We start from the raw sequence: 23,557 nt of genomic DNA, 5'->3' as shown, positions 1-23,557 counted from the left end.
CCAATGGTCGGTCACCCACACAATCTATCGTCTTTTACTTCAGCCGAGATCAATAGCACACCGTCTGGCTGCATCAGTGACGCTCATTGATTGACCAAAATATTCAAGACTTGATGCATCGGCTCGGGCTTCAAGTCAGCCCCGAGAGTGGCCGCGCATGGTGCAACATCCTCAGTCGACTGTTCGGAGAAGGTGTGCGCCATGAACTTCGCTGTGATCCGTATGCTGATTCCGACTTGAGAAGGTGCACAACAGACAAGCAGGGGCAGCCTGAACTTCACGCCTCCCCTGACGTTGTCTAATTGGGGCAGTTCGCCAGTGCCCTCAGTGCATGTTACCGAAGCCTATCCACATAAACCCTGTGACAGATGCGCCAAGCTCAAAGTGCTTCTCTGACTGGTTGAAAGGCAGCGGGAAGATCTCACAACCAGTACCTCAACGTACCAAGTCGGCAACATCTATTAAGGTAGAGTTAGTTTATGCTTCATCGAGGCTTTATGTATTCCATGTTTATGACGAGTCAGGAGCCTCGGCGGTGATGCGTGCCCTGCGGGTTTTGCTGGTAGATGACGATCCGCTAGACCGCTTGATGGCAGAAGAGGCCTTCGCACTGCTGGAGCAGCCGTGTACGTTAGAGACTGCCCACAGTGGTTTGGCGGCCCTGACACAACTTCAGCGGCCCGGCGCTGTGTTGCCCGATGTGGTGCTCCTTGATCTCAACATGCCGGGACTCAATGGATTCGAGGTTTTAGCCACGCTCAAGGGCCTCCCGCAGCTTAGGGCGCTTCCTGTGGTGATCCTTACCACCTCCGCCAACCCCGGAGACATGACGCAGGCGCAGACGCTTCAGGCCAGCGGCTACCTCATCAAGTCTATTCATTTTCAGACGTTTTTCCAGCAAATAGAGAAATTCATTGACGTTTGGTTGCAGTCTCAGCGGGCCATGATTGGCATGAATGTGGGTGAGTCCCGAGCAATGTGAACGGCTATTTTCATGGAATAGGGTCTTTGCAGCACAGTATCTTGAGGAATGCCCACTCTGCCTGACGAGTCCACTGGGACTCTCTCTGCCTTGACTGTGCAGCTTCAGGTCGTGACTCAGGCGCTTGCCGCAGCGCAGACGCAATCTGAAGTGCTGGACATCGTGCTTAGGCCTGCACTGAAGGCTCTGGGGGCGATTGCCGGAGCAGTGCTGTTGATTGATCAGGAGGGTCAGGTCTTACGGTTGGCTGGGCACCTCGGCTACGACTTGGGGAGCGCCGTCCTCTGGCAAGACAGCCCCACCGACACCGGAACGCCTGCAACTGACGTGTTGCAGACACGCGAGGCGCACTACTTTGAACATGCTGGCGCACTGACCGCCGCCTATCCCGATTTGGAAGCGCGGACGGGCGCAGTTGCGGCTGTGGCGAGCGCCGTGCTGCCCATGTTCCTAGATGGCCGTCCACTCGGCACGTTGGTTCTAGACTTCAAAGCGCCGCACACGTTCACGCCTGAAGAACGCTCTTTTCTGCGAACTTTGGCGGCTCACTGCACGATTGCGCTCGACCGGGCCGGGAATCTCCACCTGCTGGCTCAGCGGCTTGAAGAACGAACCCGCAGGAGCCTAGAGGACGCCCGTGCCCAGCAAGCTTTTGTGGCCTTCACCGAGGCCGTTGGCAGCGAGACCGATCTACCCGTTCTGATTCGGCACGCGATTACCGTCCTTCAGAACCATTTCCCAGGCATTACCGTCGCGTACTACCAGAAGGAAGATCGGTTGTGGAAGGCACGGTTTTGGAGTGATGATATGAACCCCGAGCTGGCGGCTTTCATTTCCGCTGGCCTCCCGCTAGAAACGCCGATCTTCGCTCAGGTCGTCCAAACTCGGCAGCCGGTCTTCACCGACGGCTGGAACGCCGATCAGGAAGGTGTGGCCTTAAGCGGAGCATATGGGGCCGCCGCCAATTACCCATTGATCGTGAACGGAGAACTGCACTGGCTGCTATCGGTCGGGCTGAAAAGCGCCCTGAAGTGGAGCGAGGCGCAGCGGGGACTCGTGCGGGCCATCGGGCGGGGTCTGAACTTGGCCCTAGAACGTGCCCAGACGGCCCAACAGTGGATGCTTCAAAACGCTGAGCTACAGGCGCGAACCCGTGCCCTAGAAGCTTTTGCCAACCTGACCCGTGATTTGGCCCTGACCACCGAGCCGCTCCTGCTGATAGGACGCGCCCAACAAATGGTGATGTCCATGCTCGCAGACGGAGCCATGATGTACTACGAACCTGACGGTGAGCGTTGGTACTGCCGGGTCCAGCATGGCACCCTGCACGCCCCGGAGTTGCAGGCCGCCATCGACACCGGCCTTCCTTATGCCGAAACTCGTAGTCTGCTAATTCCCTGGACGACGGGGCAACCCTACTTCCAAACCGTCTACGATCATACCCTCGACCAGACGGCGCCTCTGACCGGACATATCGCCGCCTCCGCAACTTTGCCCCTGAGGATCGGCGGCCAAATGATCGGTGTATTGGCAATCGCGCTGTTTCATCAGCGAAGTTGGTCAAGCGTTGACCGGGTGCTGCTGGAAACGGCGGTGCAGAGCCTTGAACTGGCCCTCGACCGCGCGGCCAAAACCCGGACGCTGGACGAAGAACGGGTAGCGTTAGAGGCATTCACGCGCTTTACCCAGCAGGTGGGCAGTGAAACCGACGTGCAGGTTTTGGTTCGCCAAGCCATCACTCTGCTGGAGGAGACCTGCGGGGCAGACGTCGTGTATCTCAAACGTGAAGGCGAACTGTTCAAGGCCAAAATGTCAAGCCCGCTGTTCGATCCCGCCCTCCTGTCCCGGTTGCAAGACGGCTTTCCGCTCAAACAGTCCAGCTTGGCCTTGATTCTGCGGGACAACACGCCCGCATTTATTGACCACTGGGACGCGGAAGCCCAGTGGATTCTGGAATCCGTACATTTTCATGCGGTGGCTGGCTATCCTTTCTTTCAAGGCCTCGAGATGCAGAGCGTCCTCATCGTGGGGTTACGCACGTCAGCGGTTTGGACTGATCGGAACAAAGGCATTTTCCGGGCGGTAGGCCGCAGCCTGAACTTGGCCCTTGACCGGGCACAACAGACCCAGATACTGCGGGAGCAGCGTGACGCACTGGCTGCCCGGACGCAGGAGCTTGCCGTCGCCACCGAGGAGTTGGAAGCCTTTTCCTATTCAGTCTCACACGATCTGCGTACCCCCGTACGGCACATGCTCGGTTTTCTGCAGCTGGCGAGAAAGTCGCTGGAGGGCAAGCTAGACACCCGCAGCGCCCGCTACCTGGACGTGGTGGAGCAATCGGGCGGGCAGATGAACGCCCTGATCGACGCCCTGCTTCATCTGTCGTCCGCCACCCAGCAACCCCTGAGGCCAACGGTGGTCGACCTCAACAAGGTCATGCTGGAGATTCAAAACACATTGATGCCGGATTTGTTGGCCCGGAATATCGAGTGGGAGGTGGCCCCCTTGCCGCCGGTCTGGGGAGACGCAGCCGCCCTGAAACAGGTGCTGATTCAATTGACGGAGAACGCTTTGAAGTTTACCCACAGCCGCGACCCCGCTGTGATCAAGGTCTATGCGGTGGATCAAGACGATGCGTGGGGAATCTTCGTGCAGGACAACGGCCTCGGCTTCGATCCGCGTTACCAAGACCGGCTGTTTAATCTGTTTCAGCGCCTGCATACCGCGCAGGAAGCCACCGGCACAGGCGTCGGGCTGGCAAGCGTTCGTCGGCTGATCCTGAAACACGGAGGGCAGGTATTTGCCGATGGGCGAGTGGGGGAAGGCGCAACTTTTGGATTCAGCCTGACCAAACACAGTGTTTCCCAGTCCCCCTAGAGGACACTTCTACTGACTCTGCAGTTCCCACTTCTCGGAGCATTTTTGCCACTGCTGAATATCACTGCCCCGCTTCCAAACAACTCTACTGAGACGGAATGCATCGGTTATGACTTAACCTGACAGCCAGTTGTCCTTAAGCTGAATTTCTATCTGGAGGTTCAGTATGTTATACGGCGGAGATTGGTCACTGCTTTACAGCAAAATTGGCGCGCTCGTTCCGGAGGCCTTCTTACCTGACGGCCATCTGGCCGGAGTCTGGGGTGGGAATTGGCAGGCAGATGGGACGCCTCGTCCTACCTTCTCTCCCAATGACAACAGCCCGCTGGCTTCGCCGCTGAGTCTGAACACCGAACAGGCCAAGCGGGCGGTGCAAGCGGCGGCCAAAGAAGCGCCCGCGTGGGCCGCCCTCAGCCTCGACGAACGCTGCACGCGGGTACAACGGGCGGTGGACGCCCTGCGGGAACACCGCGAAACGTTGGCCTTGCTGCTTGCTTGGGAGATCGGTAAGCCGCTGGCACAGGCCCGGACAAGCGTTGACCGCACCGTGGAGGGGGTGCAGTGGTACCTGATGGAAGCGGGACGACTCATGCAGGGCCGGACACCCGTAGGCCTCGTGAGCAACATCGCCTCTTGGAATTACCCGCTTTCGGTACTGGTGCATTCTATGCTGGTGCAGGCGCTGGCCGGAAACATCGCGCTGGCCAAGTCTCCGAGTGCGGGCGGCGCAGCCAGCGTGACCCTCGCCGTCGCGTTGGCCCGGCGTGCTGGCGTGCCCCTGTGCCTGATGCACGGCAGCGGGAGCCAGCTTGGTGAAGTGCTGATCCGCTCTGAAGAGGTAGACGCGGTGGCCTTCGTGGGTGGCCGCGCTCACGGACGCACGGTGGCCGAGCAACTCGTTGACCGGAGCAAGCGCTACATGCTGGAAATGGAGGGCGTCAATGCCTATGGCCTGTGGGACTTCAGCGACTGGACGCTGCTTGAACAACACTTGACCAAAGGCTACGAGTACGGCAAGCAGCGCTGCACCGCCTACGCCCGCTTCGTGGTGCAGCGCCGCCTCTTTCCGCAGTTCCTCGAAACCTACCAGCGGGCCATGGCCCAGATCAAGGTGGGCCATCCGCTGAAGCTGGACGGAGACGCTGCCCCGGCCCTCACGTATGGCCCACTCATCAGTGCCGACAAAGTGCGCTCCCTTCAGGTGAGGATTGAGGAGGCGATGGCCTTGGGAGCCGTGCCTATCTATCAGGGCACGCTTGATCCCTCATGCTTTCTGGAGGGCCAAGACACCAGCGCCTACACTGCGCCGACGGCGCTCCTGAACGTGCCCAGACGATCTGCCCTGTATCACGCCGAACCGTTCGGGCCAGTCGACACCTTCGTTCTTGTCGATACCCTCGACGAATTGATCAACGAGATGAATGTCTCACGCGGCAGCTTGGTGGCGACCATTGCCACCGAAGACGACCGGGTCGCACGCGAGGTTTCTCCCCGCTTGCAGGCCTTTAAAGTAGGGGTCAACGCCCTGCGCTCTCGGGGTGACCGTGAGGAAGCCTTCGGGGGCTACGGCGAATCGTGGCAGGGCTGTTTCGTGGGCGGTGAACACCTGATCCGGGCCGTCACCCATGCCGCCTCGGGGGAAGCGCCTCTGGGCAATTTCACCTCGGTGCATGTGCCGATGACCACGCCCTAATTGCCCTCACACTTCTCCCCTGTTTGCCACCCCGCAGCGCAACAGCTGGAAGCCAGAAGGGGCCCGCCATACATCGAGCGGCTTGAAGTGGGCCGCTTTGACGGCTCATGCTGCGAGTGAAGATAACAAAAAACACCGTCCCACACACCACTCCGCCCTTATCCAATCAAATGTGATGCATCTCCTGTGCATGGCGTGCATACCGGGCTACAGTAGAGGAATCAAAGGCGACCCGCGGGTCGCTTTTTCGTTTAGCGGGCATGGGCCAAGCAGCAAAATCAGCGCCTGCGCGTCCAACGCCAGCCCAACACGAGCATCACTGCACCCCACAATAAAAAGCCGAGGTCATAGGCCAATTGGTTCGGGCCGGGACGAACATGGTGAATTTGCAGCAGTTGGTGAGACACGAGGCCTTCGCCCACGTTGAACAGGCCCCAGCCCAGCAGCAACGCGCCCACAAACGCCTTGGTGCTGCGCGGGGCCTGTGTGTTGCGTGTGCTGCGCCACAACAGCGCCAGTCCGATCAGCGTAAAAACCCATGTGGCGGCGTGGAATGCGCCATCGGCCAGCGTATTGAGTTTCAGATGTTGAAGCGTGGTGGGCGGATAGACTGCACTGACCAAGTGATGCCACTGAAGAATCTGGTGCAGCACAATGCCGTCAAAAAAGCCGCCCAAGCCCAGGCCCAGCCACACGCCCGCCGAACGCCACAGAGCATCGGGCAAACGGTTGAGGGCAGAGTCGAGCATAGGCAAACCTCCTGAGACAGTTGGGCGAAGAGGAAGACGAGGGGCCAACAAGCATGGCCACCGGACGACCTCAGTTGACCTCACCCAAAGCGGGCAGGGCATGAAAGAAATCGACGCTCTCTTGAGATGGCCTCCGGATTTGGCCTACCGGGCAGCGAATGGGTCACCTTCAACCCAGTTCTGCGATTCAATGGCGACTGACCAGAAATTGGTATAAGCGTGTTTCTAGCGTGTCAGCCGCAGGTGTCATACGGGATGACAAAGAGTTGTGCATCTGTGTTGCCGCCCTCTCCACTTGCGGGACTCATGGAGTTACGCAGGGGTGAGGGGGCAGTTCAGCGGCGTCCCCGCCCAAGGCAAGGGATACATTTTAATTCCGTATCGTTTACGCCGCTCCGCTGAGCAGACCCTCTTCGCCCGACGGGTTGAACGGCCTATCTTGCAGTTGGCGATCAGACAAAAAATACCGTCCCACACACCACTCCGCCCTTATTCGGTCAAATGTGATGCATCTCCTGTGCATGGCGTGCATACCGGGCTACAGTAGAGGAATCAAAGGCGGCCTGCGGGTCGCTTTTTCGTTTTCTCGGACAGAGTAGTCCGTGGGCTGCGGTTCGTGCACGGTTTGTCCGTTCGGCGCTGTGCAGCTCTTCCTTCAGACGTCCCCCTGTCAGGTGCGTGACAGATGAACGGCCTTAGGCTCAGGCCAATGCTGGGTCACTTTGGGGCTTGTCACTTCAGGCCGGTCTATTTCCTTAACTTGGTCTGCCACTCCCTATGCTGAGGTTTCTGACCGAAAAGCAGCTGCTGTGGGTACTGGCAGGCGTGTTTGTGGCCCATGCGCTGTGGATTGTGGCGGGGACGCCGCTGCTGGACAAACTGCCAGCGTTGGGCAATCTAAATTCACTGCCTGTATGGGGAGTGGCCGCGCTGCTGTGTTTCCGGGCCAGTGGACGGTATGGGCCGCGCTTGGCCTCGGTGTGGCGCTGGATCGGCAGCGGGGCGCTGGCTTGGTTTGCCGCCCAAGTGCTGTACACCTTGCTGGCACTCCTTAAGCTCCCGGTGTTTCCCTCGGTGGCAGACGCAGCCTATCTGTTGGTCATTCCCTTCATTGCCGTGGGCGTGTTGCTGCTGCGGCGAGACGCACAGGGGCCGCTGCAAACCGCCAGCTTTGTGCTGGATGTCCTGCTGGTGGTGCTGACCCTCGGCGATACCCTCTGGCAACTGTATTTGCGCGAGGTGGCGGCCAGTTACGCGACTCAGCCGTTGGCCGGGGCCATTGCACTGGGCTATCCCCTGATGGATCTGCTGCTCAGCGGCCTGCTGGTGATGCTACTGCTGTGGCGACCCCGCGAATTGTCGGTGGCTCAACTCACGGCGCTAATGCTGGGGGGCGTGTCGTACTTGGGGGCCGATCTGGTCTACGCCTATCAGGTGGCACAGGACACTTACCACACCGGCACATGGATGGACATCGCGTGGAACGGCTTCGCTTTGTCTTTAGGGCTGGCCGCCTCATGGGGGCAGCAACCGCGCTCCACTGCCCGACGCCTGCAACCCAGCCGGGCGCGTGCCATCGCCTTGTTGCCGCAACTGACGGGCAGCGCGGTGTTGGCCGTCTATGCCATTTGGTGGGACGCGGTGCCCGGCACGTTTTGGATGCCTCTGGTGTTAGGCCCGCTGTTTTTGCTGCGCCAAGCGTTGGGACTACTGGACACCCAGCGGCTCACGCGGCTCCTGACCCAGCAAGCCGAACGTGATTTTCTGACCGGACTGCTGAACCGGGTGCAACTGGAAGGCCGCTTACAAGACGCCATCGAACATGCGGTGCAGCACCGTAGTACTGCGGCCCTGCTGTTTATGGATTTAGACCGGCTCAAGCTCATCAACGATACCTACGGCCATCCTGCCGGGGACACGGTGCTGCGTGAAGTGGCCGCGCGGCTTTCGGCGGTGGTGGCCGAGCGGGGAACGTTGGCCCGCTTCGGCGGAGATGAGTTCGTGCTGATGCTGCCTGACCTAGACGCCGGGCCAGAACTAGAACGCCTGACCGAGCGCCTGCTGTCCGAGGTCAATCAGCCGATTCGGGTGGGCAGCGAGCAACTGAGCGTGTCCCTCAGCATCGGGGTGGCGCTGTGCCCCGCAGACGCCACCACCCCCACAGAAGCCATTGCTGGGGCAGACGCCGCCATGTACCGGGCCAAAAACGTGGGCAAAGGCACTTGGCGCTATACCGACGAAAGCCTGAACGAGCGGCTGCAAGCCGATTTGCAAATGGAAACCCTGCTGCGCGGCGCACTCGCTCGGGGCGAATTCGTGCTGCATTATCAGCCGTTGGTGCGCCTCGACGACGGTGCCTTGATGGGCTTCGAGGCCCTGCTGCGCTGGAATTCGCCGCAACTGGGCTGGGTGCCGCCCTGCACGTTTATTCCGATGGCCGAGGAACGCGGCATGATTGCTGCCATCGGGCGCTGGGTGCTGGCACAGGCCGCCGACCAAGTGGCGCGGTGGCGCGAGTCGCAGTGGCCGCAACTGTATGTGTCGGTCAATGTGGCCGCGTCGCAGTTCGAGGACGAGCATTTTGCGTCGGATGTAGCGGAACTGCTGACCAAGCGGCAACTTCCCGGATCGGCCTTGGAACTGGAACTGACCGAACGCAGCCTCATCAGCGCCGTCACCAGTTCAGCCGCCCAACTCCGGGCGCTTCGTCGGCTCGGCATTCGCATCGCCCTCGACGATTTCGGCACGGGCTACTCCAGCCTCAGCGCCCTGCAAGAACTCCCCGTAGATGTACTCAAAATAGACCGCTCTTTTATCAAGCAGGTGGACAGCCGGGGGCACGCTTTCATTCAGGCGATGGTCACGCTGGCCCAAAGTCTGAACATCTTGGTCATCATTGAAGGCATAGAAACGCAGCACCACATGGACACCGTAGGCCACTTGGGATGCCAGCTTGGACAAGGGTACTTTTTTGCCCCACCGCAAGTCGCAGCGCAGGCCCAGACCTATCGGTGGACAAAGACGGTCTAGTCAATGGTTCGGACCGTTGTAGTTTCGAAAAATAAGTCAGAGAAAAACGTCGTCTACAACGCTTTGCCCGCTCAGCCCCTCCCTTCGGGCTGTACCAGACAAGGGTGAGGAGCTAAAATCTTGTGTTCATGGCGGGCGGCCACAGAACTGTAGAACCTCTCCGCACCATTGGTCACAAAGCACTTCCTGTCGAGGCAGTCTTTTTCACCGTCCTCAAGCCCCCAAAGTCCGAATCCGTAGGCGCTCGATGCTGGCCCGGAACAGCGCGGCGTCTCCAGACACCCGCGACACCACATACGCCCCCTGCACGGTGAGAAAGACATCATCGCCGGTTCCAGCGGGCAGATTCAGACTCTCGGCGTGCGTCCTGACCGCCCTCAGATAGGTATGCACGATGTCTGCGGCGCGTGGAGCGGCGGGGTGGCCCAACGCACGTAGCTCGGTGGCCAGCGCTCCGAACGGACATCCCAACTGGACCGCCACTTCAGGATCGGCCAGCAGCCACTCGAAGTATCCGGCGAGCCACGCTGTTGGTGGTAGCGGGGCGAGCCGGGTCAACAACAAGGTCAACTCCCGTTCACACTCCTCCAGCACCGCCAGCACAAGGTCATCCCGAGTCTTGAAGTAGTAGTACAAGTTTCCCAGCGGCACCTGAGAGGCCTCTGCCACATCCTGCAAAGTTGTGCCGCACACCCCAAAGGTACGGAACCGCCTGAGCGCGGCGGTAATGATTTGGGTTCGTTTGCTGCGCATCTTCCCTCCGCTTGCCAAGATCACAAGATGCCATGAAGTGCAGGCGCACGTTCGTCTGTCGCGCCGCCCTTAGTATAAGTCAGAAATCCAACTGACATTGGGATGCAGTTGGGATGGATCTCCAAAGGAGCCTTATGATGACGTCCAAAATTGTGGTGTTGACCTCGGCCTTGCTGGCGACCTCCGCTCTGGCTGGTGGAACTGAAAGCCGTCAGGAAGGCATGCTCAGCGTTAACGGCGCACAAATTCATTACGTTTCGGAGGGAAGCGGCACGCCCATGTTGTTGCTGCACGGCTATCCCCTGTCCGGCGAATTGTTTGCCCGCAACCGCGCTCCCCTTGCCGCCGCCGGATACCGGGTCATCACCATCGATCACCGGGGCTACGGCCAAAGCACCGCGCCTGCCAGCGATCCCGGCAGCCTTCAAACCTACGCCCAAGACGCCTTGGCCGTCATGGATCAACTCAACGTTCCCAAAGCCATCATCGGCGGCATGTCGATGGGCGGCCCCATCGCCTTCGAGATGTACCGCAGCGCCCCCGAACGCTTTTTGGGGCTGATCTTGATCAATACCCTCGCCAACCCGGCAGGCATTGTCGAGCAGAACATCTGGAAGGGCATGGCCCAAAAAGCCGCGACGTTTGGGCCGCAGTCCTTGGCCCCCGAACTGCTGAAGGACATGCTGACCGGCCAGACGCGGGCCACCCGCCCCGCCGACGCCGCGTTCCTGACGGGCATCGTGAAACAGGCCAGCGTGGCAGGCGATGTGGCCGGAGCCACCGTACTCGCCACCCGCCCCGACTCTCTGCCCACCCTCAAGACCATTACGGTGCCGACCCTCATTTTGGAAGGCCGAGAAGACACGGTCTATCCCCCAGAGTTCAGTCTGAAAATGCAGCAGAATATCCCCGGCTCTACGCTGGTCATTATTCCCGGCGCTGCCCACGCCGCCATTTTTGAGAAAGCGGCGGCGGCCAACGCGGCGATCATCAACTGGGCCAAGACCATTCGTTGATGGATGTCTGGTGAAGAGTTTGTCGCCCTCTAGGAGAACCGCATGACCCCCACCACCCGCGCCGACCTTGCCCGCCATCTTCTCGACCTTCACACGGCCCCCGATATCCTGATTCTGCCCAACGTTTGGGACGTGGTTTCTGCCCAAGTCGTCGCAGCCACGCCGGGGGTGCAGGCCCTCGCCACTGCCAGTCATTCCATCGCCTCTACCTTCGGCTACCCGGACGGAGAGAACATTCCCCTAGAGCTGCATCTCGATATGGTGCGCCGCATCGTGGGCGCCGTGTCACTCCCCGTTTCTATGGATTTTGAGGCAGGCTACGGCAATGCCGGAGACACGGCCCGCCGGGCTATCGAGGTCGGGGTCGTCGGCGGCAACTTGGAAGATCAGATGAAGCCCCTCGGGGAGGCGGTGGCTGCCGTGGAAGCCGTGATGGCGGCGGGGCGTGAAGCGGGCCTAGACTTCGTGCTGAACGCCCGCACCGACGCCGTGGTGCGGGCCAAGCCAGACCAAAGGCGCTCTGAAGTGATTGCCGAAGTGATCCTGCGGGGCCGGGCGTTTTTGGAAGCCGGTGCCCCCGTCGTCTTTGTGCCCGGCCTGCTGGTGCGCGAAGAAATTCAGGAGGTCAGTGACGCCCTCGGAGCGCGGAAGCTCACGCTGATCAGCGTTCCTGGTGCCAGTCTTCCTGCCCGTGAGCTGCAAGCGTTGGGGGTGGCGCGGCTCTCGACTGGCCCGTTTACCCAGCGTGTGGCCCTGACCGCCCTGCAAGACGCTGCGGTGGGACTGTTGCAAGGCGGCACTCTTCCCGCCACAACCCGCGCACTGAACTGAAGGTAGACTCGGCCTTTCGCCCTTTTCCCCTAGGAGGTTTCACCATGCCCACCATCCAGACCAAGCACGCCCACGGCCCCCAGACCGAGCTATATTACGAAAGCTACGGGCAGGGCCGCCCCGTGATTCTGATTCACGGCTGGCCCCTCTCGGGCCGCATGTGGGAACCCCAAATCGACGCGCTGCGTCACGCTGGGTATCAGGTTATCGCCTATGACCGACGCGGCTTCGGGCAGTCGGGCAAGACCGCGACTGGCTACACCTACGACGTGTTCGCCGCCGATCTGCACGACCTAATCGAGGGTCTGGGCCTGAACGACGTGACGGTCGTGGGCTTCTCGATGGGCGGCGGAGAAGTCAGCCGCTACGCCGGACTGTTCGGCACGCAGTACCTCCGCAGCGCGGCGCTGATTTCCTCGATTGCCCCCTACCTGCTGAAAACCGCCGACAACCCCGATGGTGGGCTGACCGAAGGTGACGTAGAGGGCATGGTGCAGCACGTCGCCCAGAACCGCCCGCAGTTCTTGGCCGGATTCACGAAAAACTTCCTGAACTGGGATCACGGCGACACGGCCCAAAAACTTGGCGATGAATTCCTTGATTTCACGGCGTCCCTGTATTTCCAAGCGTCTCCCGTTGCCACGCAGGAATGCGTGCGGGCGTTCGGAATGACCGACTTCCGCGCCGACCTGCCCAAGTTGACGGTGCCGCTGCTGGTCGTTCACGGCGACAGCGACCGGATCGTGCCGCTAGAAGCCAGCGGGCAGCGCGTGGCGCAATATCAGCCGAACGCCGAACTGCACGTTATGAAAGACGCGCCACACGGCCTGAATGCCACGCACGCCGAGGCGTTCAATACAGTGCTGCTGAATTTCCTCGCCCGCTGAATGGGCTGTAGGCGGGGCTAACCCTGCAACAGCAGTGGCCGTTTGAGATTGAGACGGCCACTGCTGTTGCAGGGGGCCAGGTGAGCCGGGATTGGAACGGGTTCTGCACAGCAGCGCAACAGGGCTGAGCAGACGCTGTTGCACCCAATAGGAAGGAGAGGAGCAATTTAGTTCCAGATGGGTGATGCAGATTCTTGTAATTCCCATCCAATCGGCCTTCTCCTCTCAGCAGAATCACCGCCTGTTCATCCAGCGCTGTGTCGCAGCAGTCAAGCGTCCTCATCGGCGTGTATTGATGACAGACTGTTTCGCAGCTGAGATCAGTCCTCCAAACCCGGCAGGGTGAAGAAAAACGTGCTGCCCTCGCCGGGGGTGCTTTCCAACCACAGTCGCCCGCCGTGCCGCTCCACAATTTTTTTGCACACGGCTAGGCCGATGCCAGTGCCTTCGTAGGTATCCCGCCCATGTAGGCGCTGAAAGATTTCAAAAATTCGCTCGAAATACTGGGGTTCTATGCCGATGCCGTTGTCAGCCACCGCGAAACGCCACATTTCGCCGTTGCGCTGGGCAGACACCTTCACACGTGGAACGACTCCATCCCGGCGGTATTTCAGGCCGTTCGAGATCAGGTTTTGAAACAACTGATCGAGCTGCGGCGCGTCGGCCAACACGACAGGAAGCGGCGTGCAAGTGATCTGAGATTCGGGACTTTGGGCACGCAGACGCTGGGCAACGGTGTCGAACACAGCTGCCACTTTCACGGGCATAAACTCGCGCTGTTCGGTATGAACCCGCGAGAAGGTCAGCAGGTCGTCCACGAGGCGCTTCATATGTTCGCCCCCACCCACGATTTGCCGCAGGTACAGGCGGCCCCGCTCGTCCAGCACGTCTCCGTAACGGCGCTCGATCATTCCGGCAAAGCTGGTCACGGCCCGAATCGGGGCTTGTAGGTCGTGCGAGGCGATGTAGGCGAACTGTTCGAGTTCTGCGTTGCTGCGCTCCAGTTGAGCGGTTCGGCGCTGCAATTCGCCCGCTTGCTCGGCCCGCTCCAGCGCCAACCCAAGGCTGCCCACCACCGTTTCCAGCACGACTTTATCGGTAGGAGTCCAGCACCGAGAGTCGAACAACACCGTGACGAACACGCCCACCAACACGCCATGCCGCAGCACAGGCAGGGAGGCCACCGTCGTGACATGCTGCACCATTTCGGGCGGGGTATCGCTGCCGCGCACATAATCCTCTTGGTAGTACGGCTGCTGGGTAGTCCAGGGCACGTCTATGCTGGGGGTTTGGCCCACCAGCGGCCCCGCGTCGATGAAGGCTTGCAAATCGGCGTTCCCTACGTCTCCGACCTGTACCCGGCTGCGCCACTGCCGGGTGTCGCGCTCGTAATACAGCGCGTAGCCCGGAGTAAGAAGCGACAAGGTAAACTCCTGCGCCCGGCGCACAAATTCATGGGGATCGCTTTGGGTAGCCAAGTCTTGGGTCAGGAGGGCAAACCCTTCTAGAGCGCGGGTGCGGGCGTCGAGTTCCGCGTTCTGAACCACAAGGCGCTGGGCCTGCTCGGTTCGCTCTATGGCGAGGGCCAAGCTGCGCCCTACAGCCTGAAACACCTGCCGCTCCCGTTCCGTCCAAGGCCGCGCTTCGGGTATCCCCATCGTCAGCAGGCCGTGTGGCTGCCCGTCCTCCACATAGGGGTACAAGGCGGCGGCCCCGTAGGTTTCAGTGTGCTTGGCCCCTTCTTGCTGGGCATTCCAGCCGTCGACAAAGACCACGTCCCCCTGCTCAAAGGGGCGGGCAAAACTGGGCAACTCGGCAGAAAAGCCCGCCCTCGACTGAACGATCACCTCTGGGGGCGTATCGTCAGAAAAAATTCGGCCCTTCCAGCACCCGTCTTCCAGTTCGGAGTAGCCGACCTGCACGCCGAGGGCCGTCTGCAACACGTCGCGGGCTTCGCGGGCCAAGCTCAGGGGATCGGTGGTGCGGGCGGACGCCTCGGTGAAGCGCACAAAGGCGTCGAGGGCGGCGCGTTCGCCCTCCAGTTCGGCGGTGCGGGCCGCCACACGCGCTTCCAAGTTTTGCTGCAACGCGGCACGGCCCAACGCCACCGCGCACTGGGCTGCCAAAGTCCGCAAAAAACGGATTTCGTCCTCCGTAAAGTGGTGAGGTTCTTTGAAATCCAGAATCAACACCCCGAGGGGTCGGTCATCCAAAAACATCGGCAACACGGCGGTAGCCACTGCCGCTACCCCGCCCGTCCGCGCTTCCAACTCTGGGTACGCCTCCACCAAAGCGCCTTGACGCTCGAAAAACAGCCCCTCGCGGCGTTTCAGGGCGTCGCCTGCCGGAACATCGGTTTCCAGCGGGCCATCTTGCCAAAGCGTCTGCGCTTCTCCCGTATAGCCCCGAATCGCCATCCGCTCCAAGCGCTGGCCTGAGGAATCGACCAACAACACAGCCCCAGCAATCGCGTCCAGCGCATTGAGGGCAGGCGTCAACACGATTTCCAGTACGTCGGCTTGGGTTTGAGCGGCGGCAAGTGCCTCGGTGACGGTCTGGAGGCGCTGACTCAGGGAGACGCGCGCAGAGGCCTCCGAGCTGGACGGGAAAGACATAAGCGTAAGGTAACGGTTTTCGCAAGGAAACATAGTGGGAAGATTGAGATCGCATGAGAGCCGTATCATTCGCCCTCCAAAGTTCAGAGGCGATGTGATAAAAGTCACAACTTTATAGACGAACTGCTCCTCCAAAACACTTTGTAGAAGTTGAGTGAGTCAAGCCAACAAGCTAATACGCCCGTGTTTAACGTGCCAAGATAAGTAGAGGCACACTTTTCGGTTACTGATATCGGCAGGGATATTGACAGTCCAGACGTAACTGACTTGAACGCCCACAATTTAGGGCTTTCAAGTCAGTTGCACACCGTTCCAACAATTCTTAAGTTTTGGATGTTCGACTTTTCCGGTAGTTCATTCTGCTTTGCAGTGCTGCGAGGCTGACACTAGGCGACGGGCTGAGAAGGCATTAAAGACCGTCTTCATTCCGTGTCGGCAGCCAACATCAAGCGGCTCTGGTCACTCCGGTTTCAAACCTCTGCCACAAGCTGAATAATCAGGTCGGCTCGGTCACGGGTATCACCGATGACTTCGGCATTCCGCTGATCTACCTGTTCTACCCAGCGGCCAGCCTCCTCGGGCGAGCGGCCAAATACCTCATGGCGGCGTACCAACCGCTCTAGGCGCAGGTTGTCCGGCACCTCCAAATACCACACCGCGTCAATGGCGGCCCGGACACGCGGCCAGCCTCCCTCGTTCAGCAACAGGTAATTGCCCTCCGTGACGATCAGCGGCGTTTCGGCCAAGACCGGCAAGGCGCTGCCAATCGATTCTTCGAGGCTCCGGTCAAACACTGGGGCATAGATGGTGTGGCCTTTTGGCTGCCGCAACCGCTCTAGCAGGGCGGCGTAGCCTTCGGCGTCAAAGGTATCGGGTGCGCCTTTGCGCTCGCGGCGTCCAAGACGGGCCAACTCCTGATTGGCCAGATGAAAGCCGTCCATCGGCACCACTGCCGCCGCTTGGCCCAGTTGCTCCAGTAAGGCCGCACAGAGGGTAGATTTTCCGGCACCCGGCGCACCCGTAATGCCGAGAATGCCCCGTTCTCCGGGCACTTGGAGGGCCTGCGCCCGCGCAACCAATTCTGCGAGCGTGGCGTGGAGAATGGGTGGTTGGGTGGGCCTAAGATCAGCTTCATTTGGGGTCATGATTCTTGCTCCTCACAGCTTCAGGCAGGTCAGAAAAAAGTGTAGGCAAAGGTTTGGGCTAGGCAAAAGCTTTTACACGCCAGGCTCCGACACGCAGAATCCAGCAGGGCACAGCGAGTCTGACAGCGTATTCAAAGTCTCCGTGTAGGCCACAGCAAGCATCCTACAGGCACAGGGCGGGCCGTTCGCGCTTGCTACCTGATCGCCCTAGCCCCTGTCGGCCCACGCCCCAACCGGGAATAGGGCAGGTGACGGAACAGCCTCTCTGAATGACCGAGCTGAGGGGCAAATTTCCTGTACTGCGGAGATAAATACAGGCGTATTCGTCATGAACAGACGCAGTGCTTTACGCCATGACCACACTCAGCGATCAACATGTCCAAAGTGCAGCATCCGTCTTCTTCCCACTCCCGCTTCTCTGGTGATGATTAGAGACTGTCTGGAAAGGCAGGAATCAAGGAGAAACTGCGGTTGGCTGGGCAAAAGCAGCGAGTCTGCGAATCATACAGCGAATGAACGCGAGGAAGATAAACGCTTCGGTGGTCTGGGGTAGCAGGTCATATTCACGGTTGAGTCGACGGTCGAAGGACAACCAGGCGAAGCTGCGCTCCACGACCCAGCGCTTTTTGATCACCACAAAGCCTCGGTGACCCCGAAACGTTTTGATCTGCTCCTCGGTCAGTTCCTGCCCCTGTGGGAGCCAATACCCTCGGGTATTGGCGTCGGAGCGCTGCACGATTTCCACGGAGTAGCCCAGGGTCGTTTTGACCCAGCCCTCCCATTTGCCCTTATATCCACCGTCTGCGAAGAGATGGAGTTTCATCTGGGGCTGGTTCTGGCGCAACTCCTGAAGGAGTTGCTGACTCCCCTCCCGATCGGTAATGTTCGCGGGCAAGACCTTGACCCCCAGCAACAAGCCCTGGGTGTCAACGATCAGATGATGCTTTCGTCCGTTGACTTTCTTACCACCGTCGTAGCCTCGAACCCCCCTTGTTGCGAGGTCTTCACGCTCCTCGAATCGACGATTCCTGCTGTGGGCACCGCATTGCGTCCCAGACCTTCCCGCGTCCGGACGCGGAGCGCGTCATTGACGCGCGCCCACAGACCGCTCTTGTTCCACTGTCGGAAATAATCGTAGACCGTTTTCCAGTGTGGGAAGTCAGCGGGCAACATGCGCCAGGACACCCCACCGCGTTTGACGTAAAAGATGGCATCGACGATGTCACGGCGAACGACGTGAGCAGGACGCCCGCCAAGTCGGGGGGCAGGGATCAGTGGGCCAAGAATGGCCCACTCTTCGTCGCTAGTGTCGCTGGGGTAAGTGGGTCGCCGCGTCATTAAAAAAAGAGTATCCTACGGGCCATTCCCCAACCAGCACGCTTTCCAGACAGGCTCTTAAGGGGCAAAGTGGAATTCCGTCAATTGAATCGCTAATTTTTCTTCAGCATCAGGCCCAATTCATGAGGTGTGCGTAAGCTGCGCTCCATGCGCCGCCTGCCCCTGCGATTGCCCCATCCTGCCTTACTGTTGGCCCCGCTGTTGGGAGGCTGTGCGTGGGGCGCTTATCTGCCGCCCAGCACGGCGCTGGAACGGCAAGTTAATGGCATGTACGAAGGTGTCGGCGTCGGCCCCACAGGGCGCGTACCGTACCGCCTGACCGTCAGTCTCGTAGAACGCGACGGACGTGCCAGCGGCACTTTGGTGAATCTGGAGAGCCGCAAGACCTATGCAGGCAGCGGCAGCTTTAAACGCCTGCAAGACGGCACAGAGCTGACGCTGAATCTGTACGAGAACGGCAGCCACCGCGCCAATGTGTACCTTGTTCGGCGCGAGCAAAACGGGCAGGTCAGCCTTGACGGCTACCTGCGAACGGTCTTGTTGGGCCGCGAACTTCTCGGCTACACCCTGAATTTGCACCCCATGCAGGCCGCGACCCAACCCTAAGAGGCAAGACAGAGGGATCGCGGAGGTTGCCTCACACCCGCACTGTGCGTGAGTCTCTAGCCGCGAAAGCTGCTCAGGCGCGTCGCTCTGGCATATGTGGCAACAGATGCCTGAGCAGAGCGAACGAATTTATTGATTCCTGCCTTGTTAGGCAACACTTTGAACTGTTGAGATGGAAGGTAAACCCCCCCGTTGCTCACGCAACGCCCCCCTTAGAGGGGAGGACAAGGGCTGCTGCGCTCCCCTTGAGGGGGGCTGGCTGCACAGCAGACTGGGGGTTCGCCCAGAATCGTCAAGTCTGAACATTGCTCAGCCGGACAGGAATCAACAGATCGACAGGTCTCCAAATGCCTTCCGCTAAAGGTGATGATGTGGGCTGCATTTGGAGACCCGTTTTGTAATGACGGTCTGTTAATTAACTCCGTAGCGTCAGGTCCAAAGATACAACTAATGCGACATTTGCACGAATGAAGCGATGGTCATTAACAACTTTGATGGGGAAGGGACTGTAGAGCTACGAGGGCATTTATAGGGCTTGCAACAAGCTCTAGCGTGCAGCGTGAGCATTGTGATCGAGGAACATTGAGACCAAAAAGCGGCGTCCTACTCAATCAACCCTTAAGTCATCAACCGCCCCCAATACCCCCATTAACACCCCACGATTCGTATGAGACCCCACAGAGTCTATGAGCTTGGGTGATCACACTAATCAAGACTCATGTTGACCTCACTTCATTCATGATTCATATCAGGCGTCTGTTTTCACCAAGCAAGAGCGCTTTACTTGTAGCAACCGTAGACCAGATTTAAATGACGTTGCCCCAAAGAGATGACGGTGAGTGGCCGATCATGGGGCATTGTTGCGGGTAACCCCGAGACGGAAGCGCCGCCAACGTCCACACACAACTCAACTGCCCGCCCTGAACGGCAAGCACCTGCTTCCCCAAGACTTTAAGACTTCGGGCCATCTGCCCTATGTCTAACAACTTTAGGCTTTGCCGTTTCCAAGTTCTCTCTCTGCTGGCTGCCCACCGCAGTCCGGCCAACCCAAAGGAGCCGTTATGGATCACACGCAACATCTCGCCCACACTTGGAACTGGGGGTACGTCGCCCTCTCCTACGTTATTGCCGCGTTCGCCGCCTATATTTCACTGGAACTGGCCAGCCGCATGGGCACCGACCAAGCGGGCCGCAAACGCCGCCTGCTGGCCCAAGGAGCGCTGCTCGGCTACGGCATCTGGGCCATGCATTTCGTCGGCATGTTGGCCTTCGATCTGGATGCACTGGTTCAGTACAACCTCGTGACAACGGTGGCATCTGGCTTGGCTGCGGTTGGGTTCGTAACGGCGGCGCTCTTTATCGTCAACGGCGGTACGCCCAATCTGGGACGCTTTCTGGCGGGAGGCGTGGTGGCAGGTTTCGGCATCAGCGTCATGCACTACACCGGAATGATGGCCCTGCAAACGGGCGCACCGACCACGTACCTTGCTGTGCCGTTCATTCTCTCGGTCATCATCGCAATTGCGGCAGCTACTATCGCCTTGTTCTTGTTCGCACAGGTGAACACCAAGCGTGCCCTCCAAATGGCCCGTGGAACGCTGTTGAGGCTAAAAATTGGAGCAGGTTTGGTCATGGGCGCGGCCATCGTGGGTATGCACTACACTGGCATGGCGGCCATCAAGTTCAGCGCGGCGTCTGCCACTTTGCAGACCAACTTGTTTGCCACCGACACCACCGTCCTCAGCATCCTGATCTTGTTTGCCACGTTTTTGGTGCTGGGACTGGCGTTGGTCTACATCATCACAGGCCAAGACAACAGGCCAGTTGTGGGCAGAAGCGGCGACTGATCAAACCGTTTTGTAAGTCTTCACTGGAAAGTGATGGGGCGGAATAAACTTTAGCCCTTATACAAGTGTAAAAACGCTTGAAACGCCGCGATCAACACGGCGTTTCAAGCGTTTTCGACTGTGGCCTTCCTCAACAGCCAGAGCCAAGAGGGGCGCGAACAAACGGAATAAAAACCTACCTCATACGGGACTAGAAAGCTTCTCGGATATGTTTTCTCCCCTCTCCCACGAGTAAAGGGGACACTGCGTCAGCAGCGGGGTGAGGGGGCGTGCGAGCGGCGTCCCTACTCTATGTCAAGGACACAATTCAAGTCCGTACGAGCAATGGTTCGGCCAGTTGCCCAAGTCCTGGTAGCGCTGGCGACAAACGCAGTGTTTTGGCTCCTCTACCCTTGCGGGGGAGATTGGGCCTCGCAGAGCTGCAAAGCAGAGGGGGGAACAGGCAAGGCGTCCCAGACAACATTTTTACATGATCCGTGTTTTGGAACCAAAAACCGTCCGAACCATTGATGATACAAACACTTGGGTTCCGTGCAAAGCCGCTCTATTCGCGCCAGATGGCCCAATGGTTTTCTAAAGCGTCCATCTGTTCTGGGGAATGGCCTCCCAAGCGCAGCACGCTCATGATTTGGCCCCGGTGGTGGCTGTCGTGAACCACCGTATGCATCAAAAAATGCACCGGATTCGACTGATACGTGCCCTCGTTCCAAGGGTCTGCAAAAGGCTGGTTGTTCTGGATGGCGTTGTGTACGGCCTGCAACGCCGCCTCGTCACTGACCGTGAAGGCCTCGCGCAGTTCGGCGGGAGCGCGGCCTTCCCAGCGCCACACATACTTGCCGTCTACCAACACAAAGAGCGGTTCCACATGCGCCGGAGAAATATTGGAGAGCCAATCGGCGCGGAATCCAGCCATATGGGTCAAATGCTTTGCGACCGTCCAGCCGCCCCGGCCATCGCTGAACTCGTAGTCGGCGGGGGTCAGGGCGGCTAGCAGGACGGCATTGACACGGGCATTGCGGCGGAACGTTTCGAGTGGCAAGGTCAGGTCAGGCATACATGGATTCTCCGGTACGGGACGGAAGCGGGCCAATGGGTGATGCTCATAGTGTACGGCGGCGGGCCAAGCAGACGGTGCAGAAGCCTCCGCCTCCGCACTCTTGACAGCTTGGGAATTGGTGGCGGCAGCACGCACACAAGCACAGGGTTGGGCACAGTCTCACCGGGTTGCACACCAGAGGGACACACGGACGCCCCATCCCGCAGCAGCTCTCGTGCGGCCCCTCTTGACTGTGAACGATCACAATGTATGCTGAAGGGGTCTGTTGCTGCTCTCTCCGCCCACTGTGGGGCGGGTGTTCTTCTCTGTCCTGCCCGTATGCAGGCACAGTGCCCTCATGCCGGGAACCCGCTCTTGTACGGCCCGGAAAGGATTCGATCCTCTTGACCCAAGTTCAGTCCGGCTCACAGGCCACTCCCACTCCAGCCACTCCCGCGCAGGCCAGCGTCGCCCTGCATACCGGGCGCACCATCGGAGAAATCTCACCCCTGATTTTTGGCGGATTTGCCGAGCATATGGGGCGCTGCATCTATGAAGGCATTTACGATCCCGAATCGCCGCTGTCCGATGAACGCGGCCTGCGCCTCGACGTATTGGCCGCCCTGCGCGAAACCAACTACCGAATCATGCGCTATCCGGGCGGCAACTTCGTGTCGGGCTACCGCTGGACAGACGGAATTGGCCCCAAAGCAAACCGCCCCCGCCGCCGTGCGCTGGCGTGGCGCTCCATAGAGACCAACCAGTTCGGGCCGCACGAATTTATGGAATTTGCCCGCGAACTGGGTACCGAACCCATGTGGGCGGTGAACTTGGGCACGGGCAGCATTCAGGACGCCGCTGACCTTGTGGAATACATGAATCTGCCCACTGGCACGCTGTACAGCGACCTGCGGGCGGCCAACGGGCAGCAAGACCCCTACGGCGTCAAATACTGGTGCCTCGGCAACGAGATGGACGGCCCTTGGCAGATCGGGCAGATGGACGCCGCCACCTACGCTGAAAAAGCGGTGCAGGCCGCCAAACTCATGCGCTGGATGGATCCCAGCATCAAAACCATCGCCTGCGGTTCGTCGGCCACGTCTATGCCCGGCTACCCGGATTGGGACATGACCGTGCTGAATCACGCCTACGACCAGATCGACTATTTTTCCATGCACCACTACGCGGCCAACCCATATCCCACCATCTCCAATACCGAGCGTCTGCCGCTGGATACCGATTCCTACCTTGCCAGCAGTATCCATTTTGCCGAACATGCCGATACGCTGGCCGCCGCGATCCGGGTGGCGAAGGCCAAAAACCGCTCCAAGCGTGACGTGCACCTGTGCTGGGACGAATGGAACGTGTGGTACCGCGCCAAAGGCGGCGACGGCGACTGGAGCGAAGCGCCGCACATTTTGGAGGAGGAGTACAACCTCGAAGACGCGCTGGTGGTGGCGACGTGGCTCAATACCTTCCTCAACAAAGCCGATGTGGTCAAGATCGCCTGCATCGCCCAAATCGTGAACGTGATCGCGCCGATCATGACGCGCCGGGACGCTATGTTCCGCCAAACGATCTTTTATCCGCTGACCTTGTTCAGCAACCATGCCGCTGGGCACGCCCTTGCCGCGCTGGTGCGTGCGCCCATGCACGACACCAAGCGGTATGGCGGCGTTTCCCAGTTGGACGTATCGGCCAGCTTCGATGAAACGACCGGACAGGGCGCGACCTTTTTGGTGAACCGCTCTCAAACCCAGCCGCTCCAAGTGACCGTGACGTGGGAAAACGGCGCACCGCAGGCCATCACGCAGGCATGGCAAATGAGCGACGTTGATCCGATGGCCGGCAACTCCTTCGAGGCACCCGACGCCGTGACCGCTCAGCCTATCTCTGCACCCGTGGTGCACGGCTCGCAGGCCACCTTGCTGCTGCCGCCGCTCTCCTTTACGACCCTGCTGTCTCAGCACCCTCAGCCTTAGCGGCACGCGGCGAAGGTGCGGCATGGGGCTTGACATCCCGCACCGGCTGTCCGTAAGATGTGATCGTTCACAAAGTTAAATACGCCGTTGGATACGCTGTTCTGGCCGCGACGTTCTGGCCGCTGCGGTGCGGCTTCGCTCTCATCCTGCGTGCCTTGTACGGCACACCC

17 protein-coding genes are annotated in these 23,557 nt (G+C 59.7%); 10 read left to right on the top strand and 7 right to left on the bottom strand.

Features of this window, described 5'->3' with window-relative positions:
- Nucleotides 1-538 precede the first annotated feature (538 nt).
- The 3 genes from E7T06_RS10780 (at nt 539) to E7T06_RS10770 (ending at nt 5,552) form a co-directional block, all read left to right on the top strand.
- Nucleotides 539-982, top strand: coding sequence for a response regulator (locus E7T06_RS10780; RefSeq protein ID WP_346763202.1), 444 nt, complete (start codon nt 539-541; stop codon nt 980-982).
- 48 nt (nt 983-1,030) lie between these two features.
- Nucleotides 1,031-3,859: a GAF domain-containing protein gene (locus E7T06_RS10775; protein ID WP_136365800.1), complete on the top strand. Its 2,829-nt coding sequence runs from the start codon at nt 1,031-1,033 to the stop codon at nt 3,857-3,859.
- Between the two features lie 166 nt (nt 3,860-4,025).
- Nucleotides 4,026-5,552, top strand: coding sequence for an aldehyde dehydrogenase family protein (locus tag E7T06_RS10770; RefSeq protein ID WP_136365799.1), 1,527 nt, complete (start codon nt 4,026-4,028; stop codon nt 5,550-5,552).
- A 278-nt stretch (nt 5,553-5,830) separates the two neighbouring features.
- Here the strand turns inward: E7T06_RS10770 and E7T06_RS10765 are convergent, their stop codons facing one another.
- Complete coding sequence (locus E7T06_RS10765; RefSeq protein WP_136365798.1) at nt 5,831-6,301, bottom strand: DUF2243 domain-containing protein; 471 nt, start codon at nt 6,299-6,301, stop codon at nt 5,831-5,833.
- A 777-nt stretch (nt 6,302-7,078) separates the two neighbouring features.
- Between E7T06_RS10765 and E7T06_RS10760 the strand changes: the two genes are divergently transcribed.
- The gene (locus E7T06_RS10760) at nt 7,079-9,331 is read left to right on the top strand and encodes an EAL domain-containing protein (protein WP_136365797.1); all 2,253 of its coding nucleotides are present in this window, start codon (nt 7,079-7,081) and stop codon (nt 9,329-9,331) included.
- A 213-nt stretch (nt 9,332-9,544) separates the two neighbouring features.
- On the opposite strand, the gene E7T06_RS10755 is transcribed toward E7T06_RS10760, so the two are convergent.
- Entirely contained in the window at nt 9,545-10,084 is a 540-nt protein-coding gene (locus E7T06_RS10755) for a TetR/AcrR family transcriptional regulator (RefSeq protein ID WP_136365796.1), read from the bottom strand.
- A gap of 137 nt (nt 10,085-10,221) precedes the next feature.
- On the opposite strand from E7T06_RS10755, the gene E7T06_RS10750 reads away from it, so the two are divergent.
- Genes E7T06_RS10750 through E7T06_RS10740 form a run of 3 tightly spaced genes read left to right on the top strand, consistent with a single transcriptional unit; the run spans nt 10,222 to nt 12,818 of the window.
- Nucleotides 10,222-11,100 (top strand): alpha/beta hydrolase, encoded by an 879-nt coding sequence (locus E7T06_RS10750; RefSeq protein ID WP_346763201.1) that lies wholly within the window; start codon nt 10,222-10,224, stop codon nt 11,098-11,100.
- 42 nt (nt 11,101-11,142) lie between these two features.
- Nucleotides 11,143-11,931, top strand: coding sequence for an isocitrate lyase/phosphoenolpyruvate mutase family protein (locus tag E7T06_RS10745; protein WP_136365794.1), 789 nt, complete (start codon nt 11,143-11,145; stop codon nt 11,929-11,931).
- A gap of 44 nt (nt 11,932-11,975) precedes the next feature.
- Nucleotides 11,976-12,818, top strand: coding sequence for an alpha/beta hydrolase (locus E7T06_RS10740; RefSeq protein ID WP_136365793.1), 843 nt, complete (start codon nt 11,976-11,978; stop codon nt 12,816-12,818).
- Between the two features lie 320 nt (nt 12,819-13,138).
- On the opposite strand, the gene E7T06_RS10735 is transcribed toward E7T06_RS10740, so the two are convergent.
- From E7T06_RS10735 to E7T06_RS21485, 4 genes are all read right to left on the bottom strand, one after another.
- Complete coding sequence (locus E7T06_RS10735; protein WP_136365792.1) at nt 13,139-15,433, bottom strand: GAF domain-containing protein; 2,295 nt, start codon at nt 15,431-15,433, stop codon at nt 13,139-13,141.
- A 470-nt stretch (nt 15,434-15,903) separates the two neighbouring features.
- Nucleotides 15,904-16,578 (bottom strand): nucleoside/nucleotide kinase family protein, encoded by a 675-nt coding sequence (locus E7T06_RS10730; RefSeq protein WP_136365791.1) that lies wholly within the window; start codon nt 16,576-16,578, stop codon nt 15,904-15,906.
- A 454-nt stretch (nt 16,579-17,032) separates the two neighbouring features.
- Nucleotides 17,033-17,512, bottom strand: a complete 480-nt coding sequence (locus tag E7T06_RS21490) for a transposase (protein ID WP_240740969.1) — start codon at nt 17,510-17,512, stop codon at nt 17,033-17,035.
- Nucleotides 17,512-17,916: a transposase gene (locus E7T06_RS21485; protein WP_205750889.1), complete on the bottom strand. Its 405-nt coding sequence runs from the start codon at nt 17,914-17,916 to the stop codon at nt 17,512-17,514. Before E7T06_RS21485 ends, E7T06_RS21490 begins: the two co-directional genes overlap by 1 nt.
- Nucleotides 17,917-18,063: 147 nt before the next feature.
- On the opposite strand from E7T06_RS21485, the gene E7T06_RS10720 reads away from it, so the two are divergent.
- Nucleotides 18,064-18,522: a hypothetical protein gene (locus E7T06_RS10720; RefSeq protein ID WP_136365789.1), complete on the top strand. Its 459-nt coding sequence runs from the start codon at nt 18,064-18,066 to the stop codon at nt 18,520-18,522.
- 1,061 nt (nt 18,523-19,583) lie between these two features.
- Nucleotides 19,584-20,369, top strand: coding sequence for an MHYT domain-containing protein (locus E7T06_RS10715; protein ID WP_136365788.1), 786 nt, complete (start codon nt 19,584-19,586; stop codon nt 20,367-20,369).
- 544 nt (nt 20,370-20,913) lie between these two features.
- Here the strand turns inward: E7T06_RS10715 and E7T06_RS10710 are convergent.
- Nucleotides 20,914-21,561, bottom strand: coding sequence for a DinB family protein (locus E7T06_RS10710; protein ID WP_346763200.1), 648 nt, complete (start codon nt 21,559-21,561; stop codon nt 20,914-20,916).
- Nucleotides 21,562-21,809: 248 nt separating this feature from the next.
- On the opposite strand from E7T06_RS10710, the gene E7T06_RS10705 reads away from it, so the two are divergent.
- Complete coding sequence (locus E7T06_RS10705) at nt 21,810-23,387, top strand: alpha-L-arabinofuranosidase C-terminal domain-containing protein (protein ID WP_136365787.1); 1,578 nt, start codon at nt 21,810-21,812, stop codon at nt 23,385-23,387.
- Nucleotides 23,388-23,557: the final 170 nt, after the last annotated feature.

This window comes from Deinococcus sp. Arct2-2 (assembly GCF_004801315.1).
In the GTDB taxonomy this organism is placed as follows: domain Bacteria; phylum Deinococcota; class Deinococci; order Deinococcales; family Deinococcaceae; genus Deinococcus.
Note: the sequence above shows the minus strand (reverse complement) of the source record. Positions and strands in the feature narration are given on the sequence as shown.